Origin of the sequence: Actinomadura luzonensis (assembly GCF_022664455.2) — a bacterium.
In the GTDB taxonomy this organism is placed as follows: Bacteria; Actinomycetota; Actinomycetes; order Streptosporangiales; family Streptosporangiaceae; genus Nonomuraea; species Nonomuraea luzonensis.
On the sequence record NZ_JAKRKC020000001.1, the window covers coordinates 4346637 to 4362170 of the forward strand.

17 protein-coding genes are annotated in these 15534 nt (G+C 74.9%); 1 reads left to right on the forward strand and 16 read right to left on the reverse strand.

From position 1 onward, the window contains the following. Positions 1 to 11: 11 nt before the first annotated feature. Genes MF672_RS20895 through MF672_RS20935 form a run of 9 tightly spaced genes read right to left on the reverse strand, consistent with a single transcriptional unit; the run spans position 12 to position 7866 of the window. Positions 12 to 884, reverse strand: a complete 873-nt coding sequence (locus tag MF672_RS20895) for an alpha/beta fold hydrolase (protein ID WP_242383257.1) — start codon at positions 882 to 884, stop codon at positions 12 to 14. Beyond that, complete coding sequence (locus MF672_RS20900) at positions 881 to 2128, reverse strand: FAD-dependent oxidoreductase (RefSeq protein ID WP_242383259.1); 1248 nt, start codon at positions 2126 to 2128, stop codon at positions 881 to 883. Before MF672_RS20900 ends, MF672_RS20895 begins: the two co-directional genes overlap by 4 nt. After that, the gene (locus MF672_RS20905; protein WP_242383261.1) at positions 2125 to 2874 is read right to left on the reverse strand and encodes a nitroreductase family protein; all 750 of its coding nucleotides are present in this window, start codon (positions 2872 to 2874) and stop codon (positions 2125 to 2127) included. The genes MF672_RS20900 and MF672_RS20905 overlap by 4 nt, the downstream gene beginning before the upstream one ends. Continuing rightward, entirely contained in the window at positions 2871 to 3059 is a 189-nt protein-coding gene (locus MF672_RS20910) for a hypothetical protein (protein WP_247815351.1), read from the reverse strand. Before MF672_RS20910 ends, MF672_RS20905 begins: the two co-directional genes overlap by 4 nt. A gap of 53 nt (positions 3060 to 3112) precedes the next feature. Then, positions 3113 to 5143 (reverse strand): beta-ketoacyl-[acyl-carrier-protein] synthase family protein, encoded by a 2031-nt coding sequence (locus tag MF672_RS20915; protein WP_247815352.1) that lies wholly within the window; start codon positions 5141 to 5143, stop codon positions 3113 to 3115. A 30-nt stretch (positions 5144 to 5173) separates the two neighbouring features. Beyond that, positions 5174 to 6238, reverse strand: a complete 1065-nt coding sequence (locus MF672_RS20920; protein WP_242381519.1) for an aminomethyl transferase family protein — start codon at positions 6236 to 6238, stop codon at positions 5174 to 5176. A 2-nt stretch (positions 6239 to 6240) separates the two neighbouring features. Beyond that, entirely contained in the window at positions 6241 to 6780 is a 540-nt protein-coding gene (gene fabZ / locus MF672_RS20925) for a 3-hydroxyacyl-ACP dehydratase FabZ (protein WP_242381518.1), read from the reverse strand. Beyond that, positions 6777 to 7067 carry an acyl carrier protein gene (locus MF672_RS20930; protein ID WP_242381517.1) on the reverse strand — a complete coding sequence of 97 codons (291 nt, stop codon included), beginning with the start codon at positions 7065 to 7067 and terminating at the stop codon, positions 6777 to 6779. The genes fabZ and MF672_RS20930 overlap by 4 nt, the downstream gene beginning before the upstream one ends. Before the next feature lie 49 nt (positions 7068 to 7116). After that, positions 7117 to 7866 (reverse strand): SDR family oxidoreductase, encoded by a 750-nt coding sequence (locus MF672_RS20935; protein WP_242381516.1) that lies wholly within the window; start codon positions 7864 to 7866, stop codon positions 7117 to 7119. 143 nt (positions 7867 to 8009) lie between these two features. Here MF672_RS20935 and MF672_RS20940 point away from each other — a divergent pair, with 143 nt between their 5' ends. Continuing rightward, a complete protein-coding gene (locus tag MF672_RS20940) occupies positions 8010 to 9632 on the forward strand; it encodes an FAD-dependent monooxygenase (RefSeq protein ID WP_242381515.1) in 1623 nt (540 codons plus the stop codon). Between the two features lie 62 nt (positions 9633 to 9694). Here MF672_RS20940 and MF672_RS20945 read toward each other — a convergent pair whose 3' ends face one another. The 7 genes from MF672_RS20945 to MF672_RS20970 form a co-directional block, all read right to left on the reverse strand. After that, positions 9695 to 10132, reverse strand: coding sequence for a lasso peptide biosynthesis B2 protein (locus MF672_RS20945; protein WP_242381514.1), 438 nt, complete (start codon positions 10130 to 10132; stop codon positions 9695 to 9697). Next, positions 10129 to 10386, reverse strand: coding sequence for a lasso peptide biosynthesis PqqD family chaperone (locus MF672_RS20950; RefSeq protein ID WP_242381513.1), 258 nt, complete (start codon positions 10384 to 10386; stop codon positions 10129 to 10131). The genes MF672_RS20945 and MF672_RS20950 overlap by 4 nt, the downstream gene beginning before the upstream one ends. A 76-nt stretch (positions 10387 to 10462) precedes the next feature. Next, on the reverse strand, positions 10463 to 11704 hold the full coding sequence (locus MF672_RS20955; RefSeq protein ID WP_302893239.1) for an asparagine synthase-related protein: 1242 nt from the start codon (positions 11702 to 11704) through the stop codon (positions 10463 to 10465). Beyond that, positions 11599 to 12342: a macrolactam cyclase family protein gene (locus MF672_RS51440; RefSeq protein WP_302893240.1), complete on the reverse strand. Its 744-nt coding sequence runs from the start codon at positions 12340 to 12342 to the stop codon at positions 11599 to 11601. Before MF672_RS51440 ends, MF672_RS20955 begins: the two co-directional genes overlap by 106 nt. Positions 12343 to 12402: 60 nt before the next feature. After that, positions 12403 to 12510, reverse strand: coding sequence for a keywimysin-related RiPP (locus MF672_RS20960; RefSeq protein WP_242381511.1), 108 nt, complete (start codon positions 12508 to 12510; stop codon positions 12403 to 12405). A 222-nt stretch (positions 12511 to 12732) separates the two neighbouring features. Further along, positions 12733 to 14181 carry an AfsR/SARP family transcriptional regulator gene (locus tag MF672_RS20965; RefSeq protein ID WP_242381510.1) on the reverse strand — a complete coding sequence of 483 codons (1449 nt, stop codon included), beginning with the start codon at positions 14179 to 14181 and terminating at the stop codon, positions 12733 to 12735. After that, a complete protein-coding gene (locus MF672_RS20970; protein WP_308210508.1) occupies positions 14166 to 15368 on the reverse strand; it encodes a macrolide family glycosyltransferase in 1203 nt (400 codons plus the stop codon). The genes MF672_RS20965 and MF672_RS20970 overlap by 16 nt, the downstream gene beginning before the upstream one ends. Between the last annotated feature and the right edge of the window lie 166 nt (positions 15369 to 15534).

The following is a 15534-nucleotide window of genomic DNA, read 5'->3' on the forward strand; positions in this document are numbered from 1 at the left end:
CTCCCGGGGAGCTAGAGGCGGCGGCGCGGCCGTCGTTCCTCGTGGGCGGGCCGCTCGGTGCCGAGGAAGCCGAGCAGCAGCTTGTTGACCTGGTCGGGGGCGTCGAGCGGCAGCCAGTGCCCGGCGCCCTCGACGCGCTCGTAGCGCCAGGGGCCCTTGACGAACTTGCCGGAGCCGGTCATGCCCTCCTCCAGCAGCGCCTTGTCGCCGTCCCCCCAGATGCCGAGCGTGGGGGCGAGCACGGGCGGGAAGGGCCGCGAGGGCCGCAGCTCGGCGGCCGGGGAGCGGTTGGCGCGGTACCAGTTGAGGCCGGCGGTGAGCGCGCCGGGGCGGGCCAGGTCGCGCAGGTAGCGGTCGTGGTCGCCGTCGCGGCCGATGATCTCCTTGAACAGCCGCCAGCCGTTGCGCCGCAGCAGCTCCTCGCTGACGCCGGGGAACTGGTAGAAGAGCATGTACCAGGAGGCGGCGCGCTGCTCGATGGACGGGGTGGCGAAGACGCCGGGGTGGCCGACCGACAGCACGGCGAGGTGGTCGATCCTGCGGGGCATGAGGAAGGCGTACATCCAGGCGATGGCCGCGCCCCAGTCGTGCCCGACGAGGTGCGGGCGCTTGACGCCGAGCTTCATGGTGAGGGCCACGACGTCGTTGACGATGGTCTGCATGCCGTACGCCTCGATCTCCTGCGGCTTGCCGGAGTCGCCGAAGCCGCGCAGGTCGGGCGCGATGACCCGGAAACCGCCCTCGACGAGGGCCGGGATCTGGTGCCGCCACAGGTAGGAGGAGTCGGGGAAGCCGTGGAGCAGGATGACGGGGTCGCCCTCGCCCTCGTCCACGTAGGCCAGGTCCACGTCGTTGACGCGGACGACTTTCTTCTCGGTGGTCATGCTGTCTCCCTGAACAGCCGCTCAGCGAAGAACTCGCTGAAGCCGAACTCCGGTACGTCCTCGGGGGCGACCATGTTGAGCAGCCCGGTGACCTGGGCGGCGAAGTTGCGCGCCATGAGCCGGCGGACCCGGCGGCGGCGCTCCAGCGCGGCGGGGCCGAACTCGACGTGCAGCCTGCTGACGATGGAGGCGCCGAAGTCCAGCCGTTCCAGCCGGAAGTCGCGCTCCTCCACGTACGGGGTGAACGCCTCCGGCGACCAGTCGTCGGAGGCGAGCAGGATGTCGCAGACGGTGCGGGCGTCGCGCATCGCGCACGACAGGCCGGTGCCGAGCACGGTGTCGGCGTTGCCGGCCTCGTCGCCGATCAGCACCACGCCCTCGGTCAGCGGCGGCCCCTCGGGGACGCTGGAGACCGACGGCCACACCGACAGCGGGCCGGCCGGGATCGCCGCGGTGACGGCCTTGCCCCGGTCGGGCAGGCAGTTCAGCTCGAACGCGGCGAGGAAGCGCTCGACGCCGCCCGGCCCCCGGTAGCGGTGCTTGTTGACGGTCGGGAAGTTGAGGTAGAGGCGGGCGCGGCCGTAGCCCTGGGGGAACACCATGAACATGACGTCGCCCTCGGTGCCCATGGCCTGGACGTCCTGCGGCCAGTCGTCGAGGCCCTCGACCATCATGCCGCCGCCCCAGTGGTGCATGGAGTTGCGCATGGTGACGCCGATCTGGCGGCCCACGGTGTTGCCGCGGCCGGTCGCGCCGAGCACCAGGCGGGGGCGCAGCTCGTGCTCGCCTTCCGGGGTGCGGTAGGTGACGACCGGCCGCGGCCCGGCCGTGACGGTGATCTTGGCGGCGTCCATGACCAGCTCGGCGCCGCCCGCGACGGCCTGCTCGGCCATCAGCTCGCACACCCGGTGGTGGGGGAAGGAGTACGGGCCGCCGATGCCGGGGATGAAGCGGGTCATGTCGACCGCCTCGACCTCGTCCTCGCTGACGGCCTCGTCCCAGGTCATCCACTCGCGGATCTCCCAGGCGCCGCCGGCGGCGAAGCAGTCGTGGACGCCGAGCCGCTGGGCCTCCCTGATGCCCCAGGGTGCCAGCCACTCGCCGCGCACGAGGTCGCGGTAGGCGTCCTGCTTCTCCAGCAGCGTCACCGACAGCCCGCCGGCGACCAGCCGGCAGGCGGCCGACGCGCCGGAGATGCCGCCGCCGACGATGACGACGTCGGGCTGTTCTGGTCGTCGGGTCACGTGCCCCACCTCTCCCAGTAGGTGCGCTCCTTGGCGCTGTAGCGGTCGGCGGGGCGGAAGTCGGTGCCCACCGTGTAGGCGACCGGGATCATGCACACCTGCGTGACCCCGGAGGGGATGCCGAGCAGCCGCCCCACCTCGCGCTCGTGGGGCACGTGCAGGCAGGTGATGGTGCTGCCGAGGCCGCGGCTGCGCAGCGCGAGCTGGAAGGACCAGACGGCCGGGAAGATCGAGCCGTAGAAGATGCTGGCGCGGGTCTCGCCGTGCTGGACGAGGTGGCCGGGGTCCTCGGCGACCTTGTCGGCCATGCGCCGCCGCCACGCCTCGTTGATCGCCGTGATGTCCGGCGGGCGGCCCAGCACGCACGGGATCACCAGGGCGGGCACCGCCGCGATGGTCTCGGTCAGCGCCTGCGCGGAGGCGTGGTTGCGGCGGGCCTGGGCGTCGTGGCGGCGGCGGCCGGCCCTGGTCCAGATGTCGTTGAGGTGGAACTGCCAGGAGGAGCGGATCAGCTCCGCCAGCTGGGCCTTGGTGGCGGGCTCGGTGAGCACCAGCCAGCGCCAGTTCTGGTGGTTGTTGGCGGTGGGCGCCTGGACGGCGACCTGCAGCGCCTCCTGGATGACCTCGCGCGGGACGGGCCGCTCCAGGTCGAGGCGGCGGCGTACGGACCGGGTGGTGGTCAGCAGCCGGTCGGTCTCGGCCACGTCGAACGGCGTGCCGGTCTCGGGCGCGCGGACGGCGGTCATACCGCCTCCAGCAGGACGGCGCCGCGCACCGAGCCGGGCGCGGCGGTCAGCGCGAGCGCGCGGCGCGCCGGGCCGGGCAGGCCCGGCTTGGTGAGGTAGGCGGCCAGGTCCCCGGCGAGCGGGGCGGTGAGGCCGGTCAGCGCGGGCGCGGTCCCGTCGCGGACGGCGAGCGCGGCGAGCGCCACGTTGAGCGCGCCGGTCGCCGCCTGGCAGTCGCCGGTGAGCGCGGCGGTGCTGGTCAGCGGCGCGCCGGGGCGGCGTCGAGCACGGCGGCGGCCTCCTCGGCGTCCTGCGGGCGGCCGGTGGCCGCGCCGACGACCAGCTCGGGCGGGCGGCCGTCGAGCAGCGCGAGGCTGCGCGCGAGCGGCCCGGCGCCCTCGCCGGCGGCGTGGCGGGTGGCGGCCACCTTCGCGTACGGGGTGCCGCCGCGCTCCGCGCAGTGCCCGGCCGACTCGACCACGAAGGCCACGGCGGCCGATCCGGCGACGGGCCCCTCGGGGTTGTCGCCGTACGGGACCGGGCCGGGCCCGTCCGCGCCGAACCCGGCGGCCGCGCCACCGGGCCTCTCGTCGGCGGCCACCACCAGGACCACCTCGGCCTTGCCCGCCCGGATCAGCTCCAGCGCGCAGTCCAGGGCGATCGAGGCCGACGCCCCGCCGTTGCAGATGGTGGTGGTCGGCCCGCGCAGGCCCAGCGTCTGGCAGACCGCGCCGCCGGTGGCGTTCAGCACGACGTTGGAGAAGCTGAGCACGGCCGGCTTGTTGGGGTTGACCGCGATGCTCTCGTCGAAGCCGCCGGTGCTCTCGGCCGACCCGGCGCCGGTGGCGAAGACCAGCGCCACGTCGTCGAGCGCCTTCCTCGGCAGCTTCAGCCCCGAGTCCTCCCAGGCCAGCCGGGAGGCGGCGATCGCCATGCGGGACAGGTGGTTCATGTGCCGCCACAGCGAGCGCGGCGCGTACGTGCGGCCCTCCAGCGACGGCGGCGCGCCCGGGGCCTGGCGGCCGGCGGCGACCGCCTCGGCCACCTCGGCGATGCCCGCGCCGACGCCCGTCACCGGGCCGAGGCCGGTGATGACGGCGTCCCGTCCGGGCAGTTCCTCGTACGGGCGGGGGCCGCCCGGCGCGGTCAGCACGAGCGAGACGTTGTTGCCGCCGAAGGCGTAGTTGTTCGACACGACGGTGCCGATCGGCATCGGCCGCGCCTGGTTGGGCACGAAGTCCAGGTCGCCGGTCACCTCGTCGCCGTCGAACCCGATGGTCGGCGGGGCGGCGCCGTTGCGCAGCGCCAGCACGCTCGCGACCGCCTCCACCGCGCCGGCCGCGCCCAGCGTGTGGCCGACGAACGACTTGATGCTGCTGGTCGGCACCTGTCCGGCCCGCTCGCCGAAGACCAGGCGCATGACCTTGGCCTCCATGGCGTCGTTGGCGGGCGTGCCGGTGCCGTGGCCGCTGACGTAGTGCACGTCGGCGGTGGTGAGCCCGGCGTCGGCCAGGGCGCGGCGCACGGCGCTGGCCCCGCCGCGGCCGGTGGGGTCGGGGGCGGTGGCGTGGTAGGCGTCGGCGGACAGGCCGTAGCCCGCGACCTCCGCGAGCGGGGTCGCGCCGCGGGCGAGCGCCAGGTCCAGCGGCTCCAGCAGCAGGAAGGCGGCGCCCTCGCCCAGGTTGAGCCCGTCGGAGTGGCTGTAGGGCCGGCACGGGCCGGTGCTGAGCGCCTGGAGGCCGGCGAAGCCCGCGTACGTGCCGAACAGCAGCGGGTCCACGCCGCCCGCGAGGACGGCGTCCGCCTCGCCGGTGAGGATCTTGTCCTTGGCCAGGCCGACCGCGTTGCCCCCGGCGGCGCAGGCCGTGGAGACCAGGACGCGCGGCCCGCCGAGGCCGAGCCGGGCGGCCACCACGTCGGCGGTGCGGTGCATGGGCTGGTAGCGGCCCGCCGCGTCGGGGGTGGCCTGGCATTTGCCGAGGATGATGCCGAACCGCTCCGGGGCGGGGCCGCCCGCTGTCAGGCCCGCCTGGGCGATCGCCTGGCGGGCGGCGACGAGCGCGAGCCTGGCCGTGCGGTCGTACCCGGTGTCCTCAGGGGGGAGCTGGGCGTCGATCCACGCGTCCGGCACCTGGCCGGCGTGCCTGGCCGTGAACACGGCGAACGCCTCGTCCTCGATCGGGGTGAGTCCGCCCTGGCCGGCCAGCAGCCGGCTCCAGAACTCGGCGGGGTCGCGCCCGGCGGCGCAGATGATGCCCAGGCCGGTGACCACGACGGGCCGCAGCGCCATGCTTGTCTCCTTCTCCAGCGCACCGGACGATCAGATGATCGGGATGCTCCAGCTCTTGGGCACGATGTACGGGCTGGTCAGCGTGGTCACGCTGAGGCCGCCGACGGTGAGGTCCAGCCCGGCCGCGGCCAGGTCGGCGTCCACCCGGGCCAGGCCGAGCGTGGCGTCGAGCCCGACGCTGTGCACGGCGTGCACGATCTCGCCGACGTCCTGGCCGCCCGCCTGCACGCGGGTGCCGGGCGCGGGGACGCCCGCGCAGCCGGTGAAGCCGACCGTGCGCCGGCCGCCGCCGCCCTCGAACGCCTCGACCACGGCGTCCTTGCCGACGAAGTCGTCCTTGGTGATGTCGACCAGCCAGTTCGCGCCGATCTCGATGACGGTGGCGCCGGGCGTGGCCTCGTGCCGCGGGATCGGCTGGCGGACCTCCAGCATGGCCAGCTCCAGCGCCTCCAGGCCGGCCGGGCTCGCGTGCTCCAGCGCGCCGGTCCACAGGGCGGCGGCGGCTTCGATCGGGACGATCATCTGGTAGCCGTACTCGCCGGTCAGCCCGGTGCGGGCGAAGACGATCTCGACGCCGTCCCAGGTGGCCTCGGCGACCGACTCGAACGGCAGCGAGGCCAGCTCGGCGTCGATCAGGCGGCCCACGACGCCCCAGGCGTACGGGCCCTCCAGGCCGATGACGGTCAGGTCGCCCGAACGGTCGGTGATCTCGACGCCGTCCTCCTGGTGCGCCCGCAGGTGCGCGAGCAGCCGCGCGCCGGCGCCGCACGAGCTCTCCAGGAGCAGGCCGTCCTCCCGGCCGAAGGCGACGACCTGGTCGACGACCTGGCCGTCCTCGTCCAGGACGAGGCTCATCATGCAGCGGTCGGAGGTGAGGTACTCCACGTCGCGGGCCAGCAGGCGCTGGGCGAAGTCGACGGCGGCCGGGCCGGTGATCTCGATGAGGCCGTGGCCGCCGAGGTCGATGACGGCGGCGCGTTCCCTCAGCACGCCGTACTCCTCGCTCGTCGAGGAGAAGCGCAGAGGCACGGTGGCGTCGCCCACCTCGCCGTACACGGTGTCCGTCGGATGCGTGGTCGCGAGGACGCTTGCCATGTTCACACCTTTCGCGAAGAGCGTTGCGACGCCGGGTCGGCGATCGTGAGGTTTCCTTCGGCGGCGACCTGGCCCTCGACCCGGGCCGCGACCCGGAACTCGGCGAAGCCGCCGCCGCCGGCGGTCCGCTCGGCCGTCAGGGTCACCTGGTCGCCCGGGACGATCGGGCGGCGGAAGCGCATCGAGCGGACCCCCGCCAGGTAGCTGATCTCGCTGGCGCCGGCCAGGGCGAAGACCACGCCCGAGAGCTGCGCCATGGCCTCGACGATCACGACGCCGGGCAGCACGGCCTCGCCGGGGAAGTGGCCCTGGAACCACAGCTCGGTGCCGGCGACGTTCTTGGTGGCCGTGCCCTTGACGCCGGGGACGACCGGGCCGACCCGGTCGAGCAGCAGCATGGGCCAGCGGTGCGGCAGCACCTGCCGCACCTGGTCGTGGGTGAGCCCGGCGACCGGCTCCGCCTTCCCCGGGACGCCTGGCTTCCCCGGAGCGGCCTCCTCCTCGCCGGAGGTGGGGGCGGGCGCCTGCTCGGCGATCGTCATGCCGTCGCCCGCAGGGCCGGGTTGACCTCGTCGGCCAGGCGCGACACCGAGCCGAACACCGCCATCTCGCTGTCGTAGAGCGCCACGCCGAACTCGGCCTCGATGGCCACGTACAGCTCCAGCACGTCGAGGCTGTCCAGCTCCAGGCCGCGGCCGAACAGCGGCTGGTCGTCGGTGATCCAGTCGGGCTCGATCTCCAGGTCCAGCCTGGACACGATCATCTTCTTGATCTGGCTGCAGGTCTGCTGCCGCTCGGCGGCCTTGGCGCGCAGCTCGTCGATGGTCATGGCGATGCTCCTTGTGCGGGGGGCGGGGGCGGGAGGGGACGGGGGGCGCTCAGCCGAGGCCGCCGCCGTGGGCGACGACCACCGAGCCGGACATGTAGGAGGCCTTGTCCGAGGCCAGGAAGCTGACGATGGAGGCGATCTCCTCGGGCCGGCCCATGCGGCCCAGCCGGATGCGGGACTCGTACTGCTTCTTGAGGTGGCCGGGCACCTTGCGGGTCATGTCGGTGGCCACGAAGCCGGGGCACACCACGTTGGCGCGCACGCCGTGCGGGGCCGCCTCGTTGGACAGCGCGTGGGTGAAGGCGACGATGGCGCCCTTGGAGGCCACGTAGTTGGTCTGGCCGGGGAAGCCGCCGTCCAGCCCGCTGGAGGAGGACAGCGTGACGATCGAGCCGCTGCGCTGGTGCTGCATCAGCTTCAGCCCTTCGCGGCAGGCCAGGAAGGTGCCGATGAGGTTGGTCTCGACGGGCGCGCGGAACTGCTCCAGGCCCATGGCGATGAGGTAGCGGTCGGCCGTGATGCCGGCGCTGGTCACCAGCACGTCGAGGCGTCCGTGGTCGGCGCGGACGGCGCGGAACATCGCCCGTACGGACTCCTCGTCCGTCACGTCCGCCTGGACGGCCGCCGCGCTGCCGCCCGCCTCCTCGGCGAGCGCCACGACCTCCTTGGCCTCGCGCTCGGAGCGCGCGTAGTTCACCAGGACGTGGGCGCCCTCCCTGGCGAGGTCGAGCGCGACGGCCCGGCCGATCCCGCGCGACCCGCCGGTCACCAGCGCCACGGTGCCCTGCGCAAACAGCATGATGGACTCCAGAAATTCGACATTCGCCGGTCGGCGCGAATCTGAATCTGCATCCACAAGCTACTAAGCCGCGTTATCACGCCTGTATCACGCGGTTATCCCGGCATTGACCGGACCATTCTCGATATATGACTCTGGGCCTCATGAAAGAGCTCGAGGTCGAGGTTTTGGTGGTCGGCGGCGGACCGGTGGGGCTGTGCGCCGCCATCGAGCTCTCCCGTCTCGGAATATCGGCCCTGCTGGTCGAGCGGCACTCGGGAACGTCGATTTTCCCGAAGGCGAGGCTCGTCACCACCAGGACGATGGAGCTCTTCCGCGCCTGGGGGATCCAGGAGGAGGTGGAGTCGGCCGGCATGCCGCGCGAGGAGTACCTCGCGGTGGGCGTCGGCAGCTCGCTGAGCGCGCCCGACTTCGTCCGCTCGGCCGCCGAGCTGGACCGGGACGCCCCGCAGAGCCCCACCTACACCTTCCTGTGCGCGCAGGACGTGCTGGAGGTCATCCTGCGGCGGCTCGCGGCGTCGCGCGCCGACGTGCGGTACGGCACGGAGATGACCTCGATGCGGCCCGGCCCGGACGGCGTGACGGCCGTGGTGTCCGGCCAGGACGGCGAGACGCTGGTGCGCTGCCGCTACCTGGTGGCCGCCGACGGCAGCCGCAGCGGCGTGCGCGACTGCCTCGGCATCGCCTGGGAGGGCCCGCCGACGCTCGGGCACATGATCAGCATCATGTTCGAGGCCGACCTGGGTTTCCTGCCCGCCGACCGGCGGGCCGCGCTGTCGTTCCTGACCGACCCGCCGTGCGCGGTGGAGGCCGTGGACCACCGCCGGCGCTGGATGGTGCAGACCGGCTACGAGCCCGACCAGGGCGGCAGCCCGGACGACTTCACCGAGGAGGTGTGCCTGCGCGCGGTGCGGGACGCCGTCGGCGTGCCCGACCTGCCGGTCCGGCTGCTCGGCGTGATGCCGTGGCTCCAGCAGGCCATGCTCGCCGCCGCCTTCCGCGCCGGCCCCGTCTTCCTCGCGGGGGACGCGGCGCACGTGGCCACGCCGCAGGGCGGGTTCGGGATGAACTGCGGCATCCAGGACGCGCACAACCTGGCCTGGAAACTGGCCGCCGTCCTGCGGTGGGGCGCCGGGGAAGCGCTGCTGGACACGTACGAGGCGGAGCGGCGGCCCATCGCCGGGCGCACCGTGGACGAGAGCCTGGCCAACGCGCTCATCACCTGGCAGATGATGGAGGGCCGGCTGCCGATGGCCGAGGCCATCCAGCGGCAGGCCGACCGGCGCAGCTCGGAGGGGCTGGTGCTGGGCTTCCACTACGACTCGGCGGCCGTCGTCCCCGACGGCACGGCGCCGCCGGCGGTCGCGGACCCGTACCGGACGTACGTGCCGGCCGCCCGGCCCGGCCACCGCGCCCCTCACGTGTGGCTGTCCGCCGATGGAGGGCCGGTGTCGACGCTCGACGTCCTCGTCCCCGGTTTCACCCTCCTGTCCCCGGCCGGCTCCGGCTGGGCCAACGCGGCCACCGCAACCCCCGCCTCGGCGGCCGTCGTCGCGGGCGTTCCGCTGACGGCGGTGGAGATCGCCGACGGCGACACCGCCGGCGCGCTGTCCTCCCCCACCTGGGCGAAGGAGTACGGGCTCGGGCCGAAAGGCGCGGTCCTCGTCCGGCCGGACGGTCACGTGGCGTGGCGGGTCGCCGACGCCGCCCCGTCACCGGACGCCCTCGCCGCGGCCCTCGACACGGTCCTCGCCCGCCACCCCTGACCCCCTGCCGGTCCGGCAGCGCGAGGCCACCAGCCCGGCCGGCCGCAGGCCGCCGTCAGCCGTCAGTGCGGCCGGTGCCGCCGCGGGGCGGTGACCGCGATCAGCGGGATCAGGTAGCCCTCGGGCACGGACTCCTCCACCGGCCGGCCCTCCGCCTCGACCCAGGCGTGCGCCCCGAACGGCGGCCGGGTCCGCGTCCCGGCGCACCAGTCCGGCCACGACCCCCGCATCCGGCACAGCAGGACGGTGGCCAGCGACCGGGGCAGGCAGCCGTGCACCCCGAGGCAGGTCAGGCTGACCGCCAGGACGGCGTCCTTGGCGGCCTTGGCCTCGGCGTACCCGGCGGGCCTGGCGCCCCGGCTGACCAGCGCGAGCACGGCGCGCAGCCGCCGGGGCGGCAGCAGCGTCAGCGGGAACGCGGCGGCCACCGCGAGCCGCGCCGCCGCCCGCGCCCGCCAGGGAACCCCCTGGGGACGTTCCAGCGCGCTGGGGACGCTCACGACACCACCAGCCCGGCCGCCTGAAGCTGCTCCAGCAGCTCCCGCACGTCGCGCAGGGCCTCCTCCGGCGTGACCTCGAACTCGGCGTTGAGCGCCGCGGCGGCCCGCTCGGGGCCCCCGCCGCCGAGCAGGTGCCGCACGGCCAGCGCGGCGCTGGGGTTGAGCTGCCAGAAGTCGCCGCTGCGCTGGTCGAGCAGCACGACGCCGTAGTCGGTCTCGGCGGTGGACACGTCGGCGCGCAGCCGGAGGTTCATCGGTGCTCTCCCTTGCTGGAGTTCGTCGGGTGCGGGCTCTTGGCGGCGAGCCGGGCGCGGGGTCCGGCCGGCGTATTCATCGCTGCGGTCCGCCCGCGGAGGGCTCCAAGGTGCGTAGCCACACCTCGCAGGCGATGGTCGAGTAGAGGACGGCCGTGCGCAGCTCGGGGCTGTCGGGGCGGCCGGTGAGGTCCTTGAGCATCGCGGTGTCCACCAGCCCGAGCCGGGCCAGCCGGGAGTCGGCCCAGAGCTCCTGCAGGTCGGCGGCGTGCCGGCGCAGCCCCTCGGCCGCGTCGAGCGAGGCCTCGGCCTTGCTGGTGCGGCGCAGGCACTCCGCCGGCACGACGCCGCGCATGGCGGCCTTGAGCAGCGGTTTGTACTGCCAGGGCGTGACCCGGTCCTGCGGGCGCACCGACAGGCACGCCTCGATCACCCGGTCGTCCAGGAAGGGGTGGCTCATCGGCAGGCCGGCGCGGGCGCTCATCTGGTCCCACTGCCGGATGACGCGGCAGGTGTCGTGGATGGCGTACAGGTCGGCGTGCCGGCCGCGGTCGGGGCCGAGCGGCCGGGCCTGCGCAAGCGCCTCGGCCAGCGCCTCGGCGGCCAGGGCGGCGGCCTCGTCGGTGACCCAGGGGAACAGCCGCGGCGGCGCGCCCCAGCCGAGGGCGGCGGCCACCGGCGGCGCGGCGGGCTCGCGGAGACCGGCCGCCGCGCCCGCCAGCCAGCGGCGGTAGGAGCGGCCGTCGGCCAGCGTCCTGAGCATCGGGCCGTACGGCCAGTGGAACAGCGCGCGGAACCCGCGCAGCCGCGCCGCCGCCGACAGGGGACGCGTGCGCAGCAGCCGGTGGTAGTGCGCCTCGGAGCACCAGGCCACGTGGTCGCCGCCGATGCCCGTCAGGTGCAGCCTGCTGCCCATGGCGGCCAGCCGCGGCAGGTGCGCCAGCACCCGGGCCCGGTCCATGACGCCGATGCCGGGCTCGTCGAGCGTGTCGTCGACGCGCAGCAGGTCCTCGTAGACCAGCGGGGACTCCTCGGCGGGCCAGATCACGTGCTCGGCGCCGGGCAGGTGGGCGGCGGCCCGCCGGGCCCACTCCAGATCGTCGTCGGCGGGGTCGCGGCCGGGCCAGGTGGAGGCGATGACCCGCGCCTCGCCGCGGGCGGCGGCGAGGAAGCACAGCGAGGTGGAGTCGAGCCCGCCGGACAGGTCGAGGCTCACGGTGCCGCCCGGCCCGGTGCGGACGGCGACCGCCTCGTCGAGCGCCCGCCGCACGTCGGCGGCGGCCTCGGCCAGCGGGCGCACCGGCTCGGGCGGCTCCACCAGCGCCCGTGCCGTACGGCGCCGCCGGCCTCGACGGTCACGTGGTGGCCGGGCGGCACGGCGGTCACGCCCGGCCAGAGCGGCAGGTGGTGCAGCGGATGCGGGACCGGCCACAGCAGCCGCGCGGCCAGCCGGCGCGGCTCGACCTCCGCACCCGCCGCCGGGACCGGCATCCCGGCAGGATCGGCGGCCGACGGCGCACCGGGTCGGTCGGCGGCCAGGATGTCGGCGTGGCCGGCGGCCAGGACGTCGGCGCGGTCGGCGGTGACGGTGAGCCCGGCGAGCCGGGCGTGGAAGACCAGCCGCAGCCCCGAGGCCGTGCCGAGGGCGCGGATGCGGCCGTCGTGGGCGGCCACCAGGTGGAAGCTGCCCGGCAGGGTGCGGGCCAGCCGGTCGAGGTGGTCGAGGCGGTCGAGGTCGTGCAGCCGGGCGGCCTCGGCGGCCAGCCGGGCGGCGCCGATGGGGCAGCGGCCGATGACGGCGAGCCGGGTCGGGCCGGCGGCGGCCACGGTCAGCTCCTCGTCGAGCCAGTGACCGACCAGCCAGGGACGGCCGGAGGCGTGGGTGAGGGTGCGGGCGGTGGGGGTGCGGAGAGCCGCCGCCACGGCGGGCGCACGCTCGTGATCGGGCAGGACCACGAAGTACGCCTCGCCGCGGTGGGGCCGGCTCAGTGGTGGCCGGGCCAAGAAGGGCCTCGGTCAGTTCTTGCTGAGGATGAGGCGGTCGTTGCCGGCGCGTCCGAGGAGGCCGGTGACCTTGCGGAAGGATCCGGTTGCCGTCAGGCGGGGTTTCTCGTAGCGCTTCACGCTTCTTCCCTTCGTCGTGCTCAGGAATGACAACGACGACTTTCGCCCAGGTCCGGGAGTTCGTCCAGGTCAGAAGGTATGGGCCGCTATAACGCTCTTTTCCCGACGAATCGCGGTAAAGAGGGGGTGGGACAAAGCCGCGAATGCCCGCAATTCTCGGTTCAACCGCGCCCTGCCGACACAACTGTCTCGCCGGTGCGCACCCGGGCGTTCACCCCGGGGTCAGGCGGCCGGGGGCCGGGAGTGGAGGCGGGCGGCGGCGAGCCGCAGGGAGAGCGGGTTCCCGCAGGAGGCGGTCACCAGGTCGCGTACCGCCTCGTCCCCGTGCGCCGACGCGCCGACCAGCAGCCCGGCCAGCTCCCGCGCCGCCTCCTCGGGCAGCGGCCGCAGGAACGCCCGGTGCGCCCCCTGCCGGGCCACCAGGTCGTCCAGGGGGTCGGCGGCGGTGACGACGACGCGGCAGCGCGCGCCACCCGGCAGCAGCGGCAGCACCTGGTCGCCGTCCTCCGCGCCGTCCAGCACCACGAGCAGCCGCCGGGAGGCGGTGCAGCTCCGGTAGAGCGCGAGCTTCTCCTCCGGGTCGGCGGGCAGGTCGGGGGCGGGCACGCCGAGCGCGCGCAGGAAGCGGTCGAGCACGGCGTCCGGTCCGGCGGCCCCCGCCATGTCGGCGTGGAGCTGGCCGTCGGGGAAGGCGTCGATGCGGGCGTGCGCCCAGTGCAGGGCCAGGCTGGTCTTGCCGACCCCGGACGGGCCGCTGATGATCATGAAGGGGGCGCTCCGGTCGTCGCCGAGCAGGGCGGCGTCCAGGGCGGCGAGCTCGCGCGCCCGCCCCACGAACGGCAGGACCTGCGGCGGGAGCTGGCACGGCACCACCCCGGCCGCGCTCGGCACGGCGGCCGGCGGGCGCATCAGGTGGGACTCGTCGCGCAGGATCTGCTCGTGCAGCCGCCGCAGCGCGGGCCCGGGCTCCAGGCCGATCTGCTCCAGCAGGTAGCGGCGCGTCTCCTGGTACGTGCGCAGCGCCTCGGCCCGCCGCCCCGCCCGGTACTGGGCCAGCATGAGCTGCGCCCGCACCCGCTCGCGCAGCGGCCACTCCGCCACCAGCGCCAGCAGCTCGGGGATGACCTGGTGGTGACGGCCGAGCCCGATCTCCAGCTCCAGGCAGGTCTCCAGCGCCTCCAGCCGCGACTCCTCCATGCGGGCCGCGTCGTAGCGCAGCCCCCTGATGTCCTCGAACGGCCGCCCCTGCCACAACGCCAGCGCCTCGCGCAGCAGCAGCACGGCCGGCTCGGCCTGCCCGCCGCCGGCCAGCGCGCGGGCGCGCGACACCATGGAGGTGAAGCGCAGCCAGTCGATGCTGCCGGGCGTGGCCCGCAGCAGGTAGCCGGGGCTGGAGGTCTCGATCAGCCCGGCCCCGAGGGTGCGGCGCAGCCGGGAGACGCAGATGGCGACCTGCCGCCACGCGCTCGGCGGCGCGGACCCGGCCCACACGGCCTCGATGAGGCGTTCGACGCTCATCACGCGGTTGGCGTTGAGCAGGAGGCTGGCCAGGATGACCAGCTCGCGGTTGGCGCTCATGGGCAGCTCGACGCCGTCCTTGACGACCTTGAGCGGCCCCAGCACGTGGAAGGCGAACGCGGACGCCGGCGCCGCCATCACGCCGCCGTCCACGACGGGAGGCGTTCCAGCACGTCGGCGGCGCGGGCGGCGCCGCCGGAGGCGCGGATCTCGGCGCTCATGGCGCGCCGCGGCCCGCCGCGCGGCCGGGTGGCGGCCGCGACCGCGGCCACCTGCTCGGCGACCCGGGCGGCGGTGAGCCGGCCGGGGTCGAGCACGCGGCCGAGGCCCAGCTCGGCGACGCGGCGCGCGACCGGCCGGTCCATGGCGGTGGTCGGGACGACCACCAGCGGGCAGGCCAGGTGCAGCGCCTCCATGATGGTGCCGAGGCCGCCGTGGGTGACGGCCACGCTCGCGTGGCGCAGCACGCTGAGGTGCGAGACCCCGTGGCGCGGCTCGACGGTGGGCGGCAGCGGGCCGAGGACGGCCGGGTCGGTGCCGCCGGGCAGCGTGACCACGGTCCGCCAGGGCAGCTCGGCGAGGGCCTGGGCGCAGGTGCGCAGCAGCTCGGGCCGGGTGGTGCCGACGCTGCCGAACGACAGCAGCGCGACCGGCAGCCCGTCGCCCGGCGGCGCCCACTCCGCCAGGAAGCGCCGCTCCCCGAGGCAGGGCCCGACGAAGGTGAACCGCTCGTCGAAGGTCTCCCCGGCGAACTGGAACGAGCGCGGCAGCGCGACCAGGTTGGAGTCCTGGACCTCCCACCACAGCGCGGCCGGGTCGTCGGCCACGCCGTACGCCCGCGCGAGCGCCCCGATCCTGGCCAGCATGCCGTCCACCCAGCCGGGCAGCTCCCGGTCCAGGCGGCCCGCGTCCCCGCCCTCGTAGGTGGCGGCGAGGACCGAGAAGTGGGCGTTGGAGGCGAAGATGGGGATGAGCTGCGTCGCCGGCAGGCCGGTGGTCCTGGCCAGGATGCGGCCGGCGTGCAGGGTCGAGATGTCGTAGGCGACGGCGTCGGGCCGCTCCGGCAGGGCGGTGGCGGCGGCGAGCATGGCCTCGCTCTCGTCCAGCAGCAGCGACAGCAGCGCGAGCGGGTCGTCCTCGGCGGCGCGGGTGCGCACCCGCTCGTACGGCGAGTCGTAGGTGACGACCTCAGCCCCGGCCGCGGCGACCGCGGCCGCCGTGCTCGCCCCGGTGAGATAGGTGACGCGGTTTCCCCGTCGCGTCAATTCGGCGACCACGGCGAGCGTCGGAATGACATGGCCGTGGTCGGGAAAACACATAAAAAAGTGATGCCCCGTCATGTGAATTCTTTCGGCTCATTCGCATGATCTGTGCCAGTGCCACGGTAATGAGCGCCGCCGCCGGGCGTCACCCCCTACCGGTCCCCTCAACGACGCGGCCGTATCTAGGGGTTTCCCGGGCGCGCCGGCAGGGCGTTCACTGGGGCCGGAGTCTCTAGGAGGACGA